Origin of the sequence: Staphylococcus intermedius NCTC 11048, from assembly GCF_002902385.1 — a bacterium.
In the GTDB taxonomy this organism is placed as follows: domain Bacteria; phylum Bacillota; class Bacilli; order Staphylococcales; family Staphylococcaceae; genus Staphylococcus; species Staphylococcus intermedius.
Map to the genome: position 1 here is coordinate 1 of NZ_PPQH01000017.1, position 23,403 is coordinate 23,403.

15 protein-coding genes and 1 riboswitch are annotated in these 23,403 nt (G+C 38.4%); of the genes, 8 read left to right on the forward strand and 7 right to left on the reverse strand.

The window, feature by feature from the left end:
• Positions 1–390: 390 nt before the first annotated feature.
• On the reverse strand, positions 391–1,326 hold the full coding sequence (locus CD138_RS04230) for a ketopantoate reductase family protein (protein ID WP_019169010.1): 936 nt from the start codon (positions 1,324–1,326) through the stop codon (positions 391–393).
• 268 nt (positions 1,327–1,594) lie between these two features.
• Between CD138_RS04230 and uhpT the strand changes: the two genes are divergently transcribed.
• Complete coding sequence (uhpT, locus tag CD138_RS04235; protein ID WP_019169011.1) at positions 1,595–2,974, forward strand: hexose-6-phosphate:phosphate antiporter UhpT; 1,380 nt, start codon at positions 1,595–1,597, stop codon at positions 2,972–2,974.
• A 711-nt stretch (positions 2,975–3,685) separates the two neighbouring features.
• On the opposite strand, the gene CD138_RS04240 is transcribed toward uhpT, so the two are convergent.
• Genes CD138_RS04240 through CD138_RS04250 form a run of 3 tightly spaced genes read right to left on the reverse strand, consistent with a single transcriptional unit; the run spans position 3,686 to position 6,943 of the window.
• Positions 3,686–4,441, reverse strand: a complete 756-nt coding sequence (locus tag CD138_RS04240) for a response regulator transcription factor (protein WP_019168637.1) — start codon at positions 4,439–4,441, stop codon at positions 3,686–3,688.
• Positions 4,434–5,987, reverse strand: a complete 1,554-nt coding sequence (locus CD138_RS04245; protein WP_019168638.1) for a sensor histidine kinase — start codon at positions 5,985–5,987, stop codon at positions 4,434–4,436. The genes CD138_RS04240 and CD138_RS04245 overlap by 8 nt, the downstream gene beginning before the upstream one ends.
• The gene (locus CD138_RS04250; RefSeq protein ID WP_026066856.1) at positions 5,984–6,943 is read right to left on the reverse strand and encodes an extracellular solute-binding protein; all 960 of its coding nucleotides are present in this window, start codon (positions 6,941–6,943) and stop codon (positions 5,984–5,986) included. The genes CD138_RS04245 and CD138_RS04250 overlap by 4 nt, the downstream gene beginning before the upstream one ends.
• 421 nt (positions 6,944–7,364) lie before the next feature.
• On the opposite strand from CD138_RS04250, the gene galU reads away from it, so the two are divergent.
• On the forward strand, positions 7,365–8,228 hold the full coding sequence (gene galU / locus CD138_RS04255; protein ID WP_019168640.1) for a UTP--glucose-1-phosphate uridylyltransferase GalU: 864 nt from the start codon (positions 7,365–7,367) through the stop codon (positions 8,226–8,228).
• Positions 8,229–8,417: 189 nt separating this feature from the next.
• Complete coding sequence (locus CD138_RS04260; protein WP_019168641.1) at positions 8,418–9,725, forward strand: anaerobic C4-dicarboxylate transporter family protein; 1,308 nt, start codon at positions 8,418–8,420, stop codon at positions 9,723–9,725.
• Between the two features lie 153 nt (positions 9,726–9,878).
• On the opposite strand, the gene CD138_RS04265 is transcribed toward CD138_RS04260, so the two are convergent.
• The gene (locus tag CD138_RS04265) at positions 9,879–11,069 is read right to left on the reverse strand and encodes a YbfB/YjiJ family MFS transporter (RefSeq protein ID WP_019168642.1); all 1,191 of its coding nucleotides are present in this window, start codon (positions 11,067–11,069) and stop codon (positions 9,879–9,881) included.
• Positions 11,070–11,626: 557 nt separating this feature from the next.
• Between CD138_RS04265 and melB the strand changes: the two genes are divergently transcribed.
• Both melB and CD138_RS04275 read left to right on the forward strand, forming a co-directional pair.
• On the forward strand, positions 11,627–12,994 hold the full coding sequence (gene melB / locus CD138_RS04270; protein WP_019168643.1) for a melibiose:sodium transporter MelB: 1,368 nt from the start codon (positions 11,627–11,629) through the stop codon (positions 12,992–12,994).
• A gap of 27 nt (positions 12,995–13,021) precedes the next feature.
• Positions 13,022–16,000: a glycoside hydrolase family 2 TIM barrel-domain containing protein gene (locus CD138_RS04275; RefSeq protein WP_026066857.1), complete on the forward strand. Its 2,979-nt coding sequence runs from the start codon at positions 13,022–13,024 to the stop codon at positions 15,998–16,000.
• 419 nt (positions 16,001–16,419) lie between these two features.
• Here the strand turns inward: CD138_RS04275 and CD138_RS04280 are convergent, their stop codons facing one another.
• Positions 16,420–17,367 (reverse strand): nucleoside hydrolase, encoded by a 948-nt coding sequence (locus CD138_RS04280; protein ID WP_019168418.1) that lies wholly within the window; start codon positions 17,365–17,367, stop codon positions 16,420–16,422.
• Positions 17,368–17,579: 212 nt separating this feature from the next.
• On the opposite strand from CD138_RS04280, the gene CD138_RS04285 reads away from it, so the two are divergent.
• Positions 17,580–19,067 carry a Sau3AI family type II restriction endonuclease gene (locus CD138_RS04285; RefSeq protein WP_019168419.1) on the forward strand — a complete coding sequence of 496 codons (1,488 nt, stop codon included), beginning with the start codon at positions 17,580–17,582 and terminating at the stop codon, positions 19,065–19,067.
• A 109-nt stretch (positions 19,068–19,176) separates the two neighbouring features.
• Positions 19,177–20,418, forward strand: a complete 1,242-nt coding sequence (gene dcm, locus CD138_RS04290; protein ID WP_019168420.1) for a DNA (cytosine-5-)-methyltransferase — start codon at positions 19,177–19,179, stop codon at positions 20,416–20,418.
• Between the two features lie 61 nt (positions 20,419–20,479).
• Here dcm and CD138_RS04295 read toward each other — a convergent pair whose 3' ends face one another.
• Entirely contained in the window at positions 20,480–21,328 is an 849-nt protein-coding gene (locus CD138_RS04295) for an alpha/beta hydrolase (protein WP_019168421.1), read from the reverse strand.
• A 135-nt stretch (positions 21,329–21,463) separates the two neighbouring features.
• Here CD138_RS04295 and cls point away from each other — a divergent pair, with 135 nt between their 5' ends.
• Positions 21,464–22,954, forward strand: a complete 1,491-nt coding sequence (gene cls / locus CD138_RS04300; RefSeq protein ID WP_019168422.1) for a cardiolipin synthase — start codon at positions 21,464–21,466, stop codon at positions 22,952–22,954.
• Positions 22,955–23,113: 159 nt separating this feature from the next.
• A riboswitch (TPP riboswitch) is annotated at positions 23,114–23,217 on the forward strand.
• The last annotated feature ends 186 nt before the right edge of the window (positions 23,218–23,403 follow it).

Here is a 23,403-nt window from a genome sequence, read left to right on the forward strand (position 1 = left end):
AAAGATAGCAAAGCCCTTCGTCGACGAATAAGATTTTAAAATATATTTTGTTGCTTGCTATGTAAAAAGTATAAACGCGGTTAGTAAAAAAATCAACATAATTTTCTGAAAAAATGACATAAAAATTTTTAACAGTAAGATGATGTATGTATTTTTATGCTTTTTATGTCAAAATTTTAACGAAAAAGATATACATTTTTGTGATGCTACGATTCATTTTCATATCGTATGTGAAGTATAGGGTACGTTGTCATTTCACTAATTTGTGCGTATTTTAAGGGGAAGGTTGAAAAAACACAAAAAGGTAAGTATGTTGACCTATCGGGGTAAAAAAAGAGGGTCCTCTGATCAACATGCTTACCTCATTCAAGATGATTAAAATGACACGGCTTATTTCACGTGCTTCATTTCTAATTCATGAATCAAGTGTGTCAACATTTCGTTATTTGGTGTAGCAATACCGAGCTCACGACCGTATTTTGCGATTTGACCGTTTAAGTAGTCGACTTCGGTATAACGTCCGTGGTATAAATCTTGATGCATTGAAGGATAGTGTAACCCTTGTGCTTCATTTGGATACGCTGCTTCAATCTTTTTGAGCAATGTTTCCGCATTTAATGAGACGCCTTTCGCTTCAGCAACTGCAACAATTTCTGCAATAAGTGGTTCGACAATGTCACGTGATTTGTCATATTGACTGAATTCATTAATCGTTTTGTCTAAAATCGTACAAAGTGGATTTAAAACACTGTTTAATGTTGCTTTACTCCAAATAGACTTAAATACGTTATCACTAATTGTGGCATTTAATTTTGCATCGTTAAAAATTTGATTAATGCGCTCTGTACGTTCATCCGCGTGACCATCAGCACGTTGGAATTCGATAGACCCTTGTCCTTCTAGTAACAATTGACCAGGTCCACGTAATCCCGCTGTCCACATTGTTACAGCTAAAAAGATTTGTGTTTTTGGGACAATGGCTGATAGACGATCGCCATGACCTAAACCATTCATCATAGACAGTAAAGCTGTATCTTCATTAATAGCATTTTTGTCATAAAGCGTACGTAACATTTCTTCGGCATGCATTGATTTCGTTAAAATGATGACTAAATCAAATGTTTCGTTCACTTGATGCGGTAGAATGGCAGGGATCTGTAACGTGTAAGTTTCAGTCTCTGTTTGGATTTCAAGCCCTTTTTCATTAATCGCATTCACATGTTCTTCCCACGTGTCGATCAATTTCACATCGTAACCGGCTTCTTTAATTTGGCTCCCAATACGTCCGCCCATAGCACCTGCGCCAGCGATAGCAATTTTTTTCATAAAACGATTCCTCCTTATAAAAAAATGGTTACAACATCAGTGTAATTTTCATTTTTTATATCCGCAATAAAAAGTTGCAGATAATTTCGAAATTTTGAACCATTTGTGATGAAATATTGAAATTTGCAACAACGAAACAGAAAATGTAGGTGCAATGGTTCAATAAAACGCCTTTGTTCAGTATTTCGGATAAAACGATAATTTTTAGGATATTAAGCGCTTACACCCAGTGCTATAGTGAAGTCAAAAGAAGACAGAGGTGAACAACATGAGCTTTTTCGACATTCAAAAAATTCCTAATAAAGGGATCTCGCTTTCAATGCAACGTAAACTTTGGCTACGCTATTTCTTGCAAGCGTTCTTAGTTGTGTTTTTTGCTTACATGGCGATGTACTTGATTCGTAATAACTTTAAGGCGGCTCAACCTTTACTTAAAGAAGAGATTGGGCTGACGACATTACAACTCGGGTATATCGGCTTAGCATTTAGTATTACATACGGATTAGGGAAGACGTTACTTGGTTATTTTGTAGATGGTCGTAATACGAAAAAAATCATCTCCTTTTTACTTGTTTTATCTGCAACAGTCGTCCTCATTATGGGATTTGTGTTAAGTTATTTCGGTTCTGTAATGGGACTATTGATTGTGTTATGGGGATTAAATGGGGTATTTCAATCGGTCGGTGGACCAGCAAGTTATTCGACCATATCACGCTGGGCACCACGTACGAAACGCGGTCGTTATTTAGGATTCTGGAATACATCACATAATATTGGTGGTGCGATTGCAGGGGGGCTTGCGTTATGGGGCGCGAATGTTTTCTTCCATGGTAGTGTTATAGGGATGTTTGTATTCCCTGCAGTGATTGCGTTAATCATTGGGGTGGCGACACTCTTTATCGGTAAAGATGACCCTGAAGAACTCGGTTGGAACCGTGCAGAAGAAATCTGGGAAGAGCCTGTTGAACAAGAAAACATTGATGCACAAGACATGACGAAATGGCAAATCTTCACGAAATATATTTTAAAGAACCCGGTCATTTGGATTTTATGTGTGTCTAACGTTTTTGTATATATTGTGAGAATTGGTATCGACAACTGGGCACCACTTTACGTATCTGAATATCTTCATTTTGATAAGGCAGATGCCGTGAATACGATATTTTATTTTGAAATCGGCGCATTAGTCGCAAGTTTATTATGGGGTTATGTGTCGGATTTACTCAAAGGCCGTCGTGCGGTTGTCGCTATTGGTTGTATGTTTTTAATTACATTTGTCGTGCATTTCTATACACATGCAACAAGTGTGACAATGGTGAACGTATCATTATTCGCTTTAGGTGCACTTATTTTTGGACCACAGTTACTCATCGGTGTTGCATTAACAGGATTTGTACCGAAAAATGCAATCAGTGTCGCCAATGGAATGACCGGTTCGTTTGCATATTTGTTTGGTGATTCAATGGCGAAAGTGGGGCTCGCGGCAATTGCAGATCCGCAGCGTGATGGTTTAACCGTATTTGGTTATACTTTAAGTGGTTGGACAGATGTATTTATCGTCTTTTATGCGGCACTCTTTATAGGTATCATCTTGCTCGGTCTTGTCGCTTATTTTGAAGAAAAGAAAATTAGAAGTTTAAATCTATAATATTTATAAGAGAGGCTGAAACATCAATTTTTTGATTGTCTTACATTGATATATTTTAATCAAATTGTTCTCATTGATAATCTTTTTAAATTTCGCAATTGGCGTCGTGGACTTGTTTTCCGAGGGACTGACCCTGCAACTAATCAGCACTTTGCTTTTACTGTTACATTTATAGTGGAAGCTTTGATGGATTTTGGGAGCAGTACAGAAATCTCATGTGTAATAAAGATTTCGTCGTACTGCCCCGCAAGGCTGACTAGGGGCTAGGACTTTACATTTCCATATTTTGGTTTTCGCGCATCGTAGAAGAGGACTGGGATATTAAGCTTTCCCAGTCCCTATTTTTTTATGGACATATATCGATTAATGATGATAAAACAGCCAAAAATGAAGGTGAATGGGACGTCATCAACGGATATTATGGGGGTGTCTCCATTTTGTAAACTTTCCCGAGGTGACTGCATTTAATGTAAGATTGACCAGAGGCTGAGACTCCCGAGGGATCAGACGCAGCCGAAAATCCAATTTGGCTTCCATCCAGTGTTCACATCTATCAAGCCAAATTGAGTTGAGGCAAGTCCCCTGGGAACGCGAAGCCATGAGGGCAATCAGAAGCCATTAATCATAGGGAGGGAAAGTTAAAAAAATACTGCATCAACAGCATCAAAAATGATGATGTCCCTGTCCTTTCCTATCTTTTAACTTTACCAGTCACTGCTGATTTGAATTCATATATTCTCGCGGTGACATCTGTAAATACTTTTTAAAATGATAGCTGAAACTTTTATAATCAGTAAAGCCGACTTTATGTGCAATTTCATAATGTTTATCACCACTTTGTAAGAGTGATATGGCTTGATAAATGCGATACCGATTTAAATAATCTAACATCGTAATACCGACATGTGCTTTAAAAACCCGCATTAAATAGGATTCACTCACGCCGAGTTCTGTTGCCAATGCAGCGCTTTGCCACTTCTGATCGTAATGATGTTGGATGTGATGCACGACGTGGTTGACGTAATAATCGGGATACTCTAATTTCATTAACGGTTGAAATACCGGTAATATCGTTGTCATTGATGATTTTTGCTTATGAGCATGTGCATGTGGAACAAATTGCGCTAAACGTTGATGGAGTTGCTCCAGATCAATGGGCTTCAATAAATAATCTAACACGTGATGATGAATGCCTGCTTGCATATATTCAAAATCATCATAACTCGATAAAATCATCTTTTGGCACGGCAAGTCTTTAATCGCTTCTAACAGTTCAACGCCATCCATTCGTGGCATGCGAATGTCTGTAATGACAAGGTCAGGGTGGTGCTCCCGAATCAGCGATAACCCTTCGATTCCATCTTTGGCGAGCCACACTTCATGAAAATGATAGTCTTCCCACGAAATTGCTTGTTTTAGTCCTTCACGAATAATACGTTCATCATCACAAATGACCACTTTATACATCAGTTTGCTCCTCTCTTGGTAGTTGAAACGCGATGAGCGTGCCTTGATGAAAAACAGAAAAAATTCTCAATCTTGCACGGACGTCATATTGAATTTGGGCTTTATGGTTCAGGTGATTCAAGCCCAAATGTGATGTGTCAAATACATTTTCCTGCAACATTTGTCTGACTTGAGCACGTCTATCTTCTGTCATACCTCTCCCGTTATCATGGACGAAAATACGTAAAAATTTGGCGGTTTGTTTCACGCGTATCGTGATGATTAATGGTTCGGATTCACGGCCGTGTTTGATCGCATTTTCAATTAAAGGGTGAATCATCATTTTGTAAATCAGCTCATTTTCAAGACGTTGATCCATGTCAATATTTAACGTAATACTGTCATCGAAGCGGATATTTTGAATGGTGACATATTGTTGAATGTAAGCGAGCTCCTCTTTTAATGGCACTTTGTCGGTCTTGACCCGCAATGTATAACGCAACATTTGTGACAGCTGTTGGACGACTTTTTGTGCTAGGCGTGGTGACAGTGTGATTAAATATTGTATCGTTTGCATCGTATTAAAGAGGAAATGCGGTTGAAACTGGCGCTCGATTTCCTTTAATTGTATTTTTCGCAATTGCTGCTCTGTTTGCTCAATGGAATGAATCAGGGTTTCGTTTGATTCCACTAATTCATAAATATAAGTGTTGATATCTTCGAGTTCACTTGGTTGGCCTAAAGGTTGGTATGCGCCGAGTTCACGTCGTTGTGCTTGGTTGATACGGTCAATCATTAATTCAATATCACGTGTTTGACGTTTAGCCATTCGATGTGCATTCATAAACCCGAAAATCATCAATAGCACGAAAGCAATAATGATGATGGCTAACAATCGTAGACCATCTTCTAATGCGTCATGGACATCCTTGAATTGAATCATTTGCTCCCCTTTGTCATTCAGTTTGACACGTTCTGAGATAAAGCCGAATGGTGGGGGTGGGAATGTATCATCAACATGAAAATGTTCCGTGTTTGAAAATAAAATATTGTCAAAGCGATCTAAAATTAAAGTCGTATGCCCATAACGGTCTTGAATTTCTTCCATATGTGGTGTTTGCGCAAGATAGAAAGACAGCGCAACCGTTTCATGCAACAGTTGGATACGTTGCTGATGCATTAAATACAATTGGTGGACATCTTTCTTTTCATAGTTGTTCGTAATAGATGATTTCCCGTTATCGACCACGTAATAGACCGTACCAGGTTGTTGATGGACAAGTTTCAGTAACAAACGTTTCAAAGTTGTGACATCGGCTTTATTAGATAAATCGAGTTGTCGCAACGTTGATTTCTCTGTCTGAAGCGTTGTTTTAATTTGAGTTTCAGTATAGGCTAAATCATGCTCGGCCTCGTGTAAATGTTGGTGAATATGCCGATGTTCGACCCAAATGTATAAAGTATAAAAGCTCACGAGTCCAAGTAAAATGACAAGGAAAACAGGAAAAATCGTCGAAATAAATAGCGACCGACGCAATTGATAACGATAAGGTTGATACGTTTTCATTCTACACGCTCCAAAAATTTTTGATGACTTTCATGTGGCAATGCAGTTTCTGGGATGACTGGAATATCTCTTAATTGTGCGATTCCGGGTTCTTTGATTTCTGAGACATCACGACGTATCGGTTTTACCCCGTTTTGTTGGGCTAACCGTTGTTGTACAGTATAGCTTGTTAAATAATGTATCAGTGCTGTTCTTTTCGGATGAGGATGTTGGTTGTTAATTAAAGCAATCCCATCGACATTGAGCACAGTACCTTCAATAGGATAAATCACCTTGAGTGGGTATCCTTTTTGAAGCCAAGTGCGTGCATCTTGTTCGTAACTGAGTCCAGCATAATAGTGACCTTGAGCGACTTGGGCAATCACATCAGAAGACTTTGGAAGTGCTACTGCTTGATGTCTGAATTGATGAATCTCGTCAGTTCTTCCATGAATATGGTATAACCCACGCATATGTTGATAGCCTGTCGTTGTCGTTTTAGGATCCGAATAAGCGACTTGTTGGTTGAGTACGGGTTGCATGAGATCCAAATAACCATTGATGTGAATATCACCTTGTAAGTCTGTGTTCACAACGATGACGGTCGGCATTAAGATGAACGGTGTCACGATAGGTTGGTCTGATAATGAAATGCGAAACTTTGATAGGTCAGGCGCTGTATAAGGCACAAAGTCTTCAGGATGATCGATGGTTTCACTTAACACCCCACCTACAAATATATCTCCGCGTGCATGTTTCGGTGTCTGATGAATTTTCGATAATAAAACTTGTGTCGAATCTTCAATGACGCTCACTTTCACGTTTTCTTGATGTTCAAAGTCTTTGAGTATAGGTTGAATCAGGTGTTTCGGATAAGGGGAATAAATGGTTAATGTATCATTTGCAATAGATGTATCTTGTTGACAACCACAGAGAAGTATCATGAGCAGACAGCATAACCATTTTTTCATTTGTATAATCCTTTCCTATCTCAAGTATTGTATTTATCTTACCAATATTTATTTAATTTGTAGAGAAAAAAATTAATATTATGACTTTCTTATGCTTTGGCGCTGTCAAAATGAACATGTCATAAAAAATGCCTGTTGTTGTTACTTTAATGCATGTAGTTTGATTTCATGATTCAGGTGTTGGTCATCACGTTTTCGGTGCTATTGTCTATTTCAGCGTTGGTCAATATGCGTGTGATATGAAATGGAATGACAAAACTAAAAAACACTAAAGGGGTATGACATGGCATATCGTTTCATAGGACGTTATGATAATTAAAAAAGACATGATAAACTAATAACGACATCGACTTAAATAAATTAAAACATCCAGCGGTCAGCGTTTGATGTGGGATTAAATAAATAGAAAAGTAAGGTGGAACGCACAATGAAGAAAATAACGAAAGCAGTGATTCCCGCAGCAGGTTTAGGTACACGTTTTTTACCTGCGACGAAAGCAATGCCGAAAGAAATGTTGCCGATTTTAGATAAACCAACGATTCAATATATCGTTGAAGAAGCGGTACGTGCGGGAATTGAAGATATTATCATCGTTACAGGTAAACATAAACGTGCGATTGAAGACCATTTTGATAATCAAATTGAACTCGAAATGAACTTGGCTGAAAAAGGTAAAGATGATTTGTTAAAAAAGGTACAACATGCGACACAACTGGCAAATATGTTTTACGTCCGTCAAAAAGAACAAAAAGGGTTAGGGCATGCGATTTGGACGGCGAAACAATTTATCGGAGACGAGCCTTTTGCGGTATTGCTCGGTGATGATATTGTCGAATCAGAGACGCCAGCGATTCAACAACTCATGGAAGAATATGAACAAACAGGTAAATCGGTCATCGGTGTCCAAGAAGTGCCGGAACATGAAACACATCGTTATGGAATTGTTGACCCGAAAGATCAACACGATCGTTTATATGAAGTGACACAATTTGTTGAAAAACCAGCATTTGGCACTGCACCATCGAATTTAGCCATCATGGGTCGTTACGTGTTGACACCTGATATTTTCGATTATTTAGAAGATCAAGAAGAAGGTGCCGGTGGTGAAATTCAATTAACGGATGCGATTGAGCGGTTAAATCAGTCTCAACAAGTATTCGCCTACCGTTTCGAAGGTGAGCGATTTGATGTCGGTGAGAAAGTTGGTTTCGTCAAAACAACGATTCAATTTGCGCTACGTGATCCAGAAATGGCTTATGAAATCCGTGCGTTTTTAAAAGAAATACAATAATTACAAATTAAACACATTTTGTAATAATGCCAAAATAATTTAAAGTGACTATCGTGTTCATTTCATGTGAAATAATAATATGATGCAATTGTTCTTTTTTAGACATGAATTTGTGGTTTTACGTGTTAAAGGGATAACGTAACTGTGTTAGAATATTCACATGAAAAATTAGAAAAGAGGAAGAAAAAGATGCTTCTTTTTACGATAGAAATTTTAATAATGATTCTCGCAATTGTATTGGGCCTACGTACTGCTGGGGCACTCGGTTGCGGGATTTTTGCACTTGTAGCCCAAATTGTGATGATTTTTGGTTTTGGTTTACCACCGGGATCAGCACCTGTCACAGCCGTATTGATTATTTTATCTATCGGTATTGCAGGTGGGACGTTACAAGCGACAGGCGGGATTGACTACTTAGTGCACCTCGCATCAAAAATGATTGAACGTTTTCCGAAATCTATTATTTTTATTGCACCTATGATTGTATTTGTGTTTGTTTTCGGTATCGGTACAACGAATATTGCGCTGTCATTAGAACCGATTATTGCGAAGACAGCATTAAAAGCACGTATTCAACCTAAAAAAGCATTGACCGCTTCAGTGTTAACAGCGAACATTGCATTGCTTTGTAGTCCGGCAGCTTCAGCAACAGCGTACATGATTTCAGAATTTGCAGGATTAGGCATTTCAATGGGACAATACCTTTCTATCGTATTACCAACTGCCTTATTGAGTATGTTAGTATTAAGCTGTTTTAACACATTTGTTGGTCGTACAAAAATTGACGAACAACAAGCACAAACGATGCTTCAAAAAATGGCTTTAGACCAAGAACAAACGACGAAGCAGTATGATACACGTGTGAAATTAGGTGTGTTTGCATTTATCGTCTCGGTCGGTTTTATCTTGCTCTTCGGGATTTTCCCAGAAGTTGGACCAAAATTCCAAGTAGATGGTAAAGTCGTTGAACTTCAGATGACAGATTTAGTGCAACTGTTTATGTATATGAGTGCGATGATTAATTTACTGCTTGTTAAAGTTCAACCAAACCAAATCTTGACAACGCATATTACACAGGCTGCGATTGGTGCGATTTTTGCAGTGTTAGGACCGGGTTGGTTAGGCGCAACGATATTCAGTGCACCGTCGAACCGTGCGATGATGGAAGACGGGATCGGCGAATTAATTGCACAAGCACCGTGGCTCATTATTATTTTAGTTGGACTCGTCGCGATGATTGTCATTTCGCAATCTGCAACCGCTTCGATTATGGTACCGATTGTGTTGAGCTTAGGTATTCCACCGATGTTTTTCATTGCGATTGTTCAAACGTTAAACGTCAACTTTGTGATACCTGCACAACCGACGATTTTATTTGCGGTAGATGTGGATGAGACACGCTCAACAAAAGTAACGAGCTTCTTAATTCCAGGATTTTTCTTAATTACGACAACGGTAGTCATCGGATTGACGATTAAGACGATTTTAGGCATGTGATTCGAAGTGACATGTACTTACATTAATATAAAAAAGATTGCTAGATCGTGCGACGCTTTCCAAGGAATTAAAACTTCAGTCCACGAAATATAACCAAACACCCCCAAGCCTTCAAATAAAGAAAGGTTGGGGGTGTTTTTCTATGCATATATGTTAAATCGGATGTGCATAGCGTTTGCTGTACAGACTACTCAATATGCCGACGACTAAAATCGCTGCAGCAAAGAGCAATGCGTCATTATAGCTATGCGTGCGTTCGATCAATATGCCTGAAATGTAAGGCGCGATCATTTGGCCTACACTGTAAATCAATGTCATCACTGCGACTAAGTTGCTCCCTTTCGTTTCAAATGTGATTTGGTGCGACTTTGACATGAAAAGTGTTGTAAGGCCTAAAAACGTGGCGCCGAAAATCATTGAACTGAGCGCGATTGCAAAAGCATTGACTGTAAAGATTGGCATCAACACCGCAATGATTTGTAATAAAAATGCGAGGATGACAGAAAGACAAATACCAATACGCTGACCAATCAGTGACCAGATCACAGTCGCTGGAATCGCACCAAGTCCGACAAACATCCAACTGAGTGCCGCATATTCCGATAAGGTTGGCATCGTTTTAACGATTGCAACGAGAAAAGTTCCTGTACTGATATAATCAGCACCTTCACAAAAATAAGCAATGGCAAAGGGGATATAGAACTTTTTAGAATAACGTATCACTTTCGGAGGTGCATCTGTTTCATGAGATGTTGGTTCAGGTAGAGTTGGGTTTTCATGTAAACGTACGATAATAATGAGCGTTAAGATGAAAGCAGCACTGCCTAGCCAAATCCACGTTTCACGCCAATGCGTTACATCTGTATAAAGGAAAATAAATAAACTGCTCGAAAATAAGCCGAGACCGACTGCACTATATAACAATCCCGCAATGCCTTCACGGCGCGCTAAATGTAATGCTTCTAATGTGATGTTAGATGCGAGTACAAATACAGCACCACTGGCAATAACATTCAATAAACGAAGGAGTAACCAAATGATAAAGTGATGCGTCATCCCAAACAATAGCATCGTTGCGACATTGATGAGGAGATAACACTTTAAGTCGAAAACTTTATTTTTCATGATGTAAAAAATAGGCAACATGGCACCGATTAAATAACCTAAATAGTTAAAAGTTGCTAATAGACCGACGCTTCTGTTATCCAGTCCGGTGTCGAGTTGCATAAAGGGTAAGATGGGCGTAAAAGCAAAACGTCCTAACGCTATAACGATAAACAGCGCCATCATTCCTAATACTAATTGACGATAACCGTGTCTTCTGAGGTCTTTTATTTCTATCAAATGGCACCCTCCTTAATGGTAAAAGATGTTCCTATTATACGTGAATTTTATGCAAATGAATATATCAAACGATATGAATGATGAATAAAACTAAAGGAAATGATGATTGACAACAACTTGAATTTTGAAAATGTGTGAGTATCAAAGTGAGAAAAGCGTTGGGGGTGTTGGGATTTTCTATCATCTCACTTTCAAATGAGAGCGTTTTAATATGAAAGGAAATGGATCATAAAGACGAGGATTTGATTTTAAAACTATTGTACAAGTGCACAAATAGACAGCCATATTTGAGTGGCATTTGTATGGTGGTAAGGTGATATACGGATTTCAATGTGAAGTGGAAAGGCGTTAAAGACGATGTTGTTTATATATGAACATGAGCATAGTCCTTTCACAATAAAAGCATGGAAATTCGAATAATGTTTCAAAAACGTATCTGAATAGGAAACATTATGACAATAATTATCTCCATGACGCAATATTACACTTCCAACAAACATGCTATGTTAAACATATATGAAAGCGCTTTTGATTAGAGAGAAAGAAGGTATCAGCGTTTGAAACAATTATCAAAAATACAAAAACTATCATTTGGCTTTGGTGCAATTGGCAAGGACGCCATTTTTAATATCGTCAGCCTTTACCTCATGTATTACATCACTGATATTGTCGGTCTTTCCCCGGCTTTTGTAGGTGTACTCTTTTTTATCGCGAGAATTTGGGATGCGATTAACGATCCGTTTATGGGGATGATTGTCGACAACACGCATAACCGCTTCGGCAAGTTTAAAACATGGCTTGTTATCGGGACAGCAATCAATGCCGTCGTGACAGTTTTATTATTCACCCATTTTGATTTACCTGGTATATGGATGTACGTTTACATTTCTTTCATGTACATTTTATGGGGCATGACGTATACGATGATGGATATTCCGTACTGGTCTTGGTTGCCGAATTTGACACATCAAGCGAAGGAACGTGAAGCGCTGTCTGTCATTCCACGCTTTTTTGCAAGTCTTGCGGCATTTACGGTAGGGACATTTGGCTTATATTTCATTGAACAGTTAGGGAATGGTAATGCATCAACTGGGATTTTTACATTTGCGGTACTGTGTAGTGTCGTCTTTATCGTGACGATTGCAGTGACGGTCATTGTCGTCCCGGAAGATCGTGCGATGGAACAACAAGAAGGCATTAAAGTACGTTTTCGCGATGTGAAGCGGATTTTATTTCAAAATAAAGAGTTGCTCGCGATGATGGGCGTGCTATTGACCTTTAATCTCTGTGTGCAAACGCTCAATGGGACAATTATCTATTACTTTAAATATGTGGTTGCTATGCCACACTTTTTTTCATATTTCAATGCGATGATTTTAGCTGAAATGGCAGGTTTATTATTACTACCATTATGGATTCGTAAAGTTGGACGTCAAACCGCTTTTAATAGTGCGATGATGAGTATCATTGGGGGCCTTGCAGTGATTTTGATTTTCGGTTGGGTTGCGCCTAAGGTTGTCATTTGGGTCGTTATCGGTGCGATGGCTTTAAGAATCGGTACAGGTTTTATGATTGGTATGACGACGATTGCGATTGCAGATGTGATTGATTATGGTGAAGTGAAGTTTGGTCACCGTAATGAAAGTATTATTACGTCAACGAACACATTTTTGACAAAAACGTCACAGGCCATTTCTGCATTAATTGTCGGTTTAGGGTTGTCGATGTTAGGTTTTGTACCGAATGAGACACAAACGATGGCGACACAACAAGGATTACGGATGATGGTCATTGTGATGCCTATCGTACTTGTGTGCATCAGCGGATTGTTATACCATAAAGCGTTCCATCTTAAAGGCGACTACTTGCGAGATATCGAAAGGACATTAACGATTAAGCGTCAAAGAGAACAGTCATATGATTAGTCAAATCTAGACGAGGAGGTTCTTTCTATGGAACTTAATTTTCATACTGATGTCAACAAACAGCATGTGAACATGTTACCACGAACAGCATATAAGCTCCCTTACACTAGTTTAGAGGAATATCAAGCGCATCCAGAAAGGCATCATATGCAGCGGGTGACATCATTGAACGGGACATGGGGTTTTCAATATTTTGCGTCACTCGAGCAGTTTTATCAACGTTCAGTATATGCGCAAAAAGACACAATCGAAGTGCCAAGTGTGTGGAATTTAAAAGGTTATGATCAACTGCAATATTGTAATGTGCAATTTCCGATTCCGTTTGATTTACCCCATGTGCCAAATATGTCTTCATGTGGTTATTACGAAAAGACCTTTACGATTAAAAAATATCAAGAAGAATTGGATTATCACTTAACGTTTGAAGGTGTGAGTGGTGCGCACTACATATGGGTGAATGGCGAGTTTGTCGGTTATGCGCAAATTTCTCATGCACTTTCGCAGTTCGATATTACTGAGCTTGTGACGGAAGGTGACAACCATATCGCAGTACTGGTATTGAAATACTCTGATGCGACGTATTTTGAAGACCAAGATATGTTCCGTCATTCGGGCATTTATCGTGATGTTTACATCGTTGGACGTCAGCGACAACGATTGAATGATTATCAAATTCATACGACGGTCGAAAATGGCAATGGTTACATCGATGTCACTGTGCAAGATGTGTCGGACGGCGTGTCACTTCATTATCAATTACTCGATCCAGATCAACGTTTAACCACTGAAGGGACGCTCGAGGGCACAACAACACGAATTCATGTGCCAGAACCCCAACTTTGGAGCGCCGAGCATCCTGATTTATACACACTCATCATTGAAGCAAACGGAGAATTTATCGTGCAATATGTCGGTATTCGAGAAGTGGAAATCGATCAGCAACAACTTTGGATTAATGGTCAATCTGTGAAATTACGTGGGGTCAATTATCACGATAGCCATCCACAAACGGGTTATACGGTGTCGGAAGCACAGTTGATTAAGGATTTAACATTAATGAAAAAGGCGAATTTCAACGCGATTCGTACAGCGCATTATCCGAAAAGTCAGCGTTTTTACGAATTGACAGATCAATATGGCTTTTATGTGATGAGTGAAGCGGATCTAGAAACGCATGGTGTGGTGCTTTTGTACGGCGATGAAAATTTAGATGACTTTAACTTAATGATGGATGATCCACGTTATGAACAAGCCGTTGTTGATCGTATTGATGCATCGATTGTGCCGTTCAAAAATTTCAGTTCGATTATTTCATGGTCTATGGGGAATGAGTCTGGATATGGTTGTAATATGGAACGCGGGCTCGCACATGCGAAGACGTTGGATGCATCACGTCCACTGCATTATGAAGGCGCACATTACGCAGCATCCCATCATGATCGTTCAAATTTAGATATGATATCACGCATGTATCCGTCACCTGAAGAAATCGAAACGCGTTATTTAACGAAGCCGAACTTGGATAAGCCTTTTGTTTTATGTGAATACGCGCATGCCATGGGGAATTCACCAGGTGGGTTAAAGGCGTATCATGACTTGATTGAACGTTATGACAGCTTTATCGGTGGTTTCGTGTGGGAATGGTGTGATCATGCTGTACAAGTCGGTATGAAAGAGGGACGCCCGATATACCGTTACGGTGGGGATTTTGGTGAAAAGGTGCATGATGGTCATTTTTGTGTGGATGGTATCGTAAGCCCTGACCGCAAACCACACGCGGGATATTACGAATTTCAACAAGTGCATCGTCCGCTCGTTTATGTTGCGCATGAGGGGACGCGTGTAACATTTAAAAATCAATTGGACTTTACGAATATTAAAGACTATGTTGCGCTCGAAATAACGGTGACAACGGTGGCGGGTGATACGGAAACGTTCACGGTTGATGCACCTGATATTGCACCACACGCACATGGTGATATGGACATCGCATCATATCTCCATTATGATCTTGCAGACTTGAGCACATGTACAATTCAATATATTTTAAGAGCTGATCATCCATTATTGACGCCGGGTGAAGTGTTAGGTCATGACCAAATCATCTTTCAACGTATTCCAACGACGCATTTTGTACCGGAAACAACGGCGGATGTATTGGATGTAAAAGAGACGAAGAAGACGGTTCAAGTGAAACGTGGAACATGGTGCTATACGTTTGATAAGCAAACAGGTGGTTTACAACAAGTCACGCATCAACAAACCGCATTACTTAAAGAAGGCAGTCAGTTAAATATTTGGCGTGCACCGACGGACAATGATATTCAAATTCAACAAGGTTGGCGTGCAGCGAAATACGATACAGCTTATCCGAAAGTGTATCAAACGAATGTGCAACAACAAAACGATCATGTGATTATCGCATTTGATATGAGCATGGTGGAAGACTCACGTCCGCGTTTAGTTGAAGGGACAGTGACATGGACGGTATACGAAGACGGTATGATCCATGTGGCACATCAATTGAGGAAAGACGTGCGCATGCCGAGCTTACCAAGGTTAGGTATAACATTCAGTTTGCCGGACCGCTTCCAAGCATTAACGTATTACGGACAAGGACCATTTGAAAGCTATCAAGATAAGCAAGAAGCAAGTCATTTAGCACTATTTCATACGACAGTTCGTGATCAATATGAACATCCGATTTTTCCACAAGAGGTCGGTGCACATATCGATACGACCTATGTAGGGCTATGTGACGATAACTATACATGTGCCGTATGGTCAGATGCACCATTCAGTATGAACGCCAAACCATATTCTGATGCAATGTTGACCGAAGCAAATCACGACGATGAACTAGAAGAAACAGGCGTAAGTTACTTGCATATTGATGCGGTACAAAGCGGTATCGGCACGAATAGTTGTGGTCCGGAATTACCCGAGCAGTACCGATTACTGCAAGAACAGTATCAATTTGACTTTAAACTCAAGTTTTATAAGTAAACTTCAATAGCAAAATAAAAAGTAAGGGAATGAGACACCAAAAATTTTGATGCTATTGATGCAATATTTTTGTTAAACTTGCCCTCCCTATGGTTTATGATTTTTGATTGCCTTCATGGCTTCGCTTTCCGAGGGGCTGGTCCTTCGACTAACTAACGCTTGATTAAACCGTTACATTTGTTGAAGCGTTAGTGGATTCTCCGGACCAGCTGATCCCTCAGGAGTCTCAGCCTTCTGGGCAACCTTACATCAAATATAGTCACTTAGGGCAAGTTTATGAAATGAAACCTCATAACGTTCAATTTTTACGTATCATTCATCCTCATTTTTGGCTGTTTGATCATCATTAATCGATATATGCGCATAAAAGGATAGAGACTGGGAAAAGTGATTACCCAGTCTCTATCCTAATTTATGAATTACGAATCCGTACCGACTTTTTTTGCTAAGTCCGTAATATATTGGAAGAAAGCGTCACGTTCGACATGGTTAATGACTTGAATTTCACGACCATGTACTTCATCAATATACGTGCGTCCTTGACTTGGGCCTTTCGTATAGACAGAGGCCTTCACTTTTTCCTTTTTAACGAGCTCAGGTTTACCGATATAAGCTGTCGTCAAGACATCCCATAAAAAGTAAGTCGAGTTCGTTTGGAAGTGAGTCAGTGGTGGGACTGCAGCATAACTTACGCCTAAAAAGTCCACACCTGGGTAGTGGCGTTCATCTGCCCACATTTGACGAACATCTAATGTTAATGGCACTTGGTTCGTACTTTCCAAGGCCACCATATCGATCGCAATATCACTGTTGAACACCGTTTCTACCGCTTCAGGATCCCAGAACGCATTCCACTCTGCTGTACCATCATGTTCAGGTTCTTCGACATTACCACGCTCTAAGAATGTACCGCCCATCCATACTAAGCGTTCAATGTTTTGCGTAATGTGTGGTGCCACTTCTAACGCTTTCGCTAAGTCTGTCAATGGCCCTGTAAATAGTAAAGTGACTGGTTGTTCAGCTTTTTCCACACGTTCAATGATATCTTCATACGCATGGACGTCTCTTAAACGAGATTGTACCGGTACACGTTCATTTAAAATCGGTAATGCATCCATGAAAAAGGCATGCATACGCCAATCTTTCGGAAACGGATTTTTACCGCGCTCTTCTGAAGCCGCCACATCTAACGGATATTTTGAGAAGCGGTTAATGATTTTTCGTGATGCACTTTCTGCAGGTTCTACATAACTGTCTGCCCCAATAGCGCTCACGCCGATGAGTTGCACATCATCCATATGTAAAAGTAAAAATAGCGAAATTAAATCATCGACACCACCATCATGGTTAAAATAAACAGGTTTCATATCATTCTCCTTAAATTGAAATTGAGACGTCTCACACGCTCTGGTTAAAATGTACAATGTCGTGTACAGAAGCGCAAGACTCTATTGCATAAGTTCAATTGAATGTCGAAAATACAGGAAAACTTTTTCTATCGAATTATAGGCAGCATTTCTTAATTTTTGATATGGTAAAATTACTAGTGAACCATATAGGCAAGGGGTAGATGATTAAAATGGAAAGACAATATTTGACAAAAGAAGAAGTACATAATAGAGCTATTGAAGCAAAAGGAATGACATTAGAAGATTTAAGTGTCAAAGGTTATGTGAGTTCTAAGAAAAGTTCTTTTGGTGATGCATTTGAAAATTGGTTTGGTAAGCAACCTGATAATGAAAGTAAACCTGATATGGAAGAGGCGGGTGTTGAATTAAAAGCAACACCTTTCAAAAGAATGAAAAATAATAAGTACAGCGCCAAAGAGAGACTTGTACTAAACATGATAAATTATCATGATTTAATACATGAAGATTTTGATACTAGCCGCTTTTTAAAGAAAAATGGAACGTTAGAAATTGCCTTTTATGAAAATGAACCAGATATAGAAAAGAAATATTGGTCTATAAAAGAAGTTGTACTTTACCAAATGAGAAAAAATAAAAAAGACTTTGAAGTTATTCGACAAGACTGGGAGAAAGTTAAAACTTTTGTTGAAGAAGGTAGAGCACATGAACTTAGTGAAAGACACTTCCAATACTTGTCGCCTTGTACAAAAGGAAAAAACGGTCAAACGATGAGAACTCAACCAAATTCAGATGTAAAAGCTAAAAGTAGAGCGTTTTCACTTAAAGCCGGATTTGTAACATCATTATTGCGAGATTATGTATTTGGTGAGAAAAAAAGTGATTCAATTATTAAAAATCCGATAGAATTAACAGATAAAACGATTTATCAACTTGTGGAAGAAAAATTTGAACCCTATATTGGTTGGTCTGTTGAGAAACTATGCAAGCACTTTGGAATAGAGATACAAGAAGGTAAGAAACATAAAAGTTTAAATAATGACATTGCGATGGCAATGTTGAATTTAAATGGGAACAATACTATTGCTTCTTCTTTTGAAAAAATAGAGGAATTTGAAAAAGCTTCAATTGCAGTTAAGACTGTTCAGGTCAATAATAAAAATAAAAACAGAGAGCACATGTCTTTCCCTGCTTTCACATTTAAGGAACTTGCAGAAGAAGAGTGGGAAAATGAGTTTGGAGAAGCCACTGCAACATGGCATTCTTTCTTGCTTGATACACATCTTTTGTTCGTTGTATTTAGAGAAGAGGAAGATGGTAATATCTTCAAGGGTGTTAAGTTTCATTCTATTCCTGAAGAATTGATTGAAAGCACAATAAGAGAAGTATGGGAAGACACACAAAAGAAAATTATAGAGGGAGTTCAATTAAAAGCAAGACCTCACAAAGGAACAAGTGATGGATTGATAATCACAAATAACTTTATATCTAAAGAAGGTGATAAAATTTGTCATGTTAGGCCTCATACAACCTATAGAGACTATAGTGTAGGCGGTAAATACGCAGACGAGTTACCTACGCCAATTCAGTGGACTAATAGACCTGAGAGTGGCAGTTATTCTGATAATTGGATGACTAAGCAAAGCTTTTGGATAAACAATACGTATATTAATGAACAAATTAAAGACTTATTAGATTAGATAAGAGAATATGGATATACTTACTGAATGAATTGTAGTTATAATAAATTGACTACAGAACGATCGTTCGGTATAATAGGTACATTCATTATTTATAAGGAGCTTCAAAATGAGTAAAATGAAAGTAGCAGAGCTGTTTGCTGGTGTCGGTGGTTTTCGCTTAGGATTAGAGAGAACTAATGCTAAAAACTTTGATGTTATCTGGGCAAATCAATGGGAACCTTCTAGAAAAGTTCAGCATGCATTTGATTGTTATGCTAATAGGTTTACAAAAGGTATCCATTCTAATATTGATATTGCAGAAGTATCAGATAAAGAAATGGCGGATACAAAGGCTGATATGGTAGTAGGTGGATTTCCTTGTCAAGATTACTCAGTAGCTAGAAGTCTAAATGGAGAGTTAGGTATTCAAGGTAAAAAAGGAGTTCTATTTTGGCAAATTGTTAGGTTTATCCAGAATACAATTCCTAAATATATTTTGTTAGAAAACGTGGATAGATTATTAAAATCTCCCTCAAAGCAAAGAGGAAGAGACTTTGGTGTAATGTTAGCTACATTAAATGAGCTTGGTTATGATATAGAATGGCGTGTAATTAATGCTGCTGATTATGGTAATGCTCAGAGAAGAAGAAGAGTTTTTATTTTTGGTTATAGAAGAAGCTTAAACTATGCAAAAGAAATGAATAAATTTAGTTTAGAAGACATTATATTCAAAAATGGGTTGTTCGCAAATGCATTTCCAATTGAAAATGAAGCGAATAAAAATCGTGTTTCAGCTACCCGTCTTGATAATGATATTGTTAATACGTCTGATAACTTTAGTTTTCAATTTTTTAATTCAGGTATAATGAAAAATGGTGAAGTTCTCACAGTAGATACTATTCCTATACATGAAAAAGCAATACCATTAAAAGATATTTTAGAAAAGAACGTATCATCAGAATTTGAATTGTCAGAAGAAAAAGTTGAGAAGTTTAAATACCTACGCGGCCCGAAAAAAATATTAAGAACTTCAAAAACAGGACATGAGTATTATTTTTCTGAAGGTGGCATGTCTGAAACGGATTCCTTAGATTTACCAGCTAGAACGATGTTAACTAGTGAAGGGTCTATCAATAGAAGTACCCATTTTATAAAAGATAAAGATATTTATAGAACATTAACACCAATAGAGACAGAAAGACTTAATGGATTCCCTGATAACTGGACAAAAGAAATGCCAGATCGTATGAGATATTTTGTTATGGGTAATGCTTTAGTAGTTCCTATTGTTACTAGAATTGCTAACGAATTAGAGAAAATTGACGAATTTAATAATAATGACGACTATTCACAATTAGAACTGTTTTAATAAGATAGGCAGTAAGAAGTTTATTTGATTTAAATTTCTTACTGCCGCTTTTATTTTTTATTCAATCCCTATTTTTACGTGCGGTCACTTCTGTTATCCAGCTTGCGACATCTTCAAAAATGACGTTATTGTAGTGGGATTCATTGAAAAGTTCATGTTCTAAACCATCATATAGACGTAATGATTTATGTTCTGATGCGATTTCACTATAAAATTGTAAGGCATCTTGTGGATTGACGAGGCCATCACCTGTGCCATGCATAATGAGGACGTCATCTACAAAGTCATCTGGTTTAGATTTTAATTCAATGACACCATCAATAATCGCATAAGTTAATCCCATCGAAATTTCTTTTAATACAAGGGCATCACGCTGATAATTTTCAACAACACGTGGATCTGAACATAAGCCATCGCTCATTTCATTTGGAAAATACGTGTCGGCTGGGATATTGCGTTCTCCATACGCTTCCGCAAATAATTGGTTATTGTCGCGTGTTACTGCACCAGAAGTAATGATACCATCGACACGACCAGGGAAACGGGTACCAAACATAGAGACCGCGAAACCACCCATGCTATGACCAATTAAGAATACTTTTCCTTCAAAATGCGTCTTCACATAGTCCACGACGGCAGTTAAGTCTTCAATAATTTGGTCTTTGTTGTCATAATAAGCGCTTGGTCCTTCAGAACGTCCATGACCGCGTTGATCATAGCGAATGACATTATAATCATAGTTGATCAAATAATCAGTCAATTCATCGTAACGATCGAGATGTTCAGCTAAACCATGCACAATGATCACATTGACTGTTTCATCACCAAAAGAGAATAAATCATCGGCTGTATTGATTTTCGTATAGAGCTGCGTGCCGTCTTGCGAAGAAATATACTTGATATAATTCATGAAAAACCTCCTTATTTTTTAATTACAGTGTATACTAAAAAAATAAAAACGTGAAAGAATATGAAGATAAAATTAAAAGTGATATAGTGATGAAGATGATAAAGGCGTGAAAACAGCGCAAAGGAGGCTTTCACAATGCAACTTATATTTGACCCAGCAGTGAATACGATTTATCGCATCTTTTTAGGTGGGGTTTTTCTTATCAATATTGTACTCGCATTTGTGATTATTTTTATGGAAAGAGACCGCCGAGATGCGACATCGACATGGGCATGGTTACTATTACTCTTTATTATGCCCACATTCGGTTTCTTGTTGTACCTGTTCTTTGGTCGCGCAGTCAAGTTGAAACAAACGCGCTATGATGAAAGTAAAGAAGTAGAGGATGCGCGGACACGTGTTAAAAATCAAAGAGAACATTTTAAAAACAAGCAATTCAGTACGAACAATCCTGTAGTCGAAAAGCAGTCAGACTTGGTTGAAATGATGTTAACACGAGAAGCGAGCTTTTTAAGTGAAAACAATCATGTTGCTATTTTTACAGATGGTCATGATTTATTTAATCAAATGAAACAAGATTTGAGAGCAACCCAAAAATACATTCATATGGAGTTTTATATTTTAAATATGGATGGGTTAGGCACTGAAATACTTCAAATTTTGCAAGATAAAGCGCGGGAAGGCCTCGAAGTAAAGGTGCTGTATGATGCAGTCGGTTCTAAAAAAATGAGAAAGTCGAAATTAAAAGATTTGGTTGAAGCGGGCGTTGAAGTAGAAGCCTTTTTCCATGCGAAAATCATTCCGTTTATCAATTTTCGTGTGAATAATCGTAACCACCGAAAAAATGTCGTGATTGATGGTGATATTGGTTACGTCGGTGGTTTTAATGTTGGCGATGAATATCTCGGTTTAGATCAGAAAATGGGTTACTGGCGTGATACCCATTTGCGCATTCAAGGCGATGGGGTGGATGCACTTCAGTTAAGCTTTATTCACGATTGGAATTCGCAAGTAGAAGAAGATCAACAGTTGAAATATATCTCACGTTATTTCCCAGAAAATGCACGCAAAGATGGTAACGTCTCATTGCAACTCGGTTTAAGTGGACCGGACAGAGAGTGGCCACAACTTGAATTTGCATATTTGAAAATGATAATGAATGCGAAGTCCACGATTTACATGCAATCACCTTATTTTGTGCCTGACATGGGTTACGTGAATGCCTTACGTATTGCTGCTAAATCAGGTGTCGATATTCATCTGATTGTGCCGAACAAGCCGGACCAACCTTTTGTGCATTGGGCGACGTTAACGACAGTGGCGCTTCTAATGAAAGATGGCGTCAATGTGTATACTTATGAGAACGGCTTTATTCACTCTAAAATGATGGTCATTGATGGAGAAGTTGCCTCAGTCGGTTCGGCTAATATGGATGAACGAAGCTTTAAACTGAACTTTGAAGTCAATACAATTATGTATAATAAAGAGATTGCGCAAAAATTAATCGAAGCGTTTAAAGAAGATTTGAAAGTATCGAAAAAACTGACGCCAGAACGTTATGCAGCGCGCTCAAATTGGGTGAAATTCAAGCAGTCTATCGCGAAGTTGTTGTCACCTATTTTGTAGTTTTTTCTTTATTTGGATTTGAGGGCAATTGTAAGAAAGGTTTCTACAGCTTTTAAAAATATTCAAACGAACAGAAATTTAAACAATGAAATAAATATCATGATAGGAATTGTCATTTTACATTTTTAGTGATACGATACTGTTGTAAAACTTAAAATTGAAACTTGCTAGGGGTGCCATTCATGCGCTGAAAGAGGTGAACGCCTCAACCCTTTGAACCTGATCTAGATCATACTAGCGTAGGGAAGCAAACGAAACCTTCATGACACACTTGTGTTCAGTTGTAAGGCGAAATGATGTTGTGATGTAACACCCATCATTTCGGCTCACTTTTGACGCATTTTAATATATTCGTTCGTTTTCGTACGCACTTTAGAATTATTCTGAGTGCGTTTTTATTTTGCCTATTATTTTCAGTGCGTTAATGCCTCTTAGTGAAGTTAGAGGGG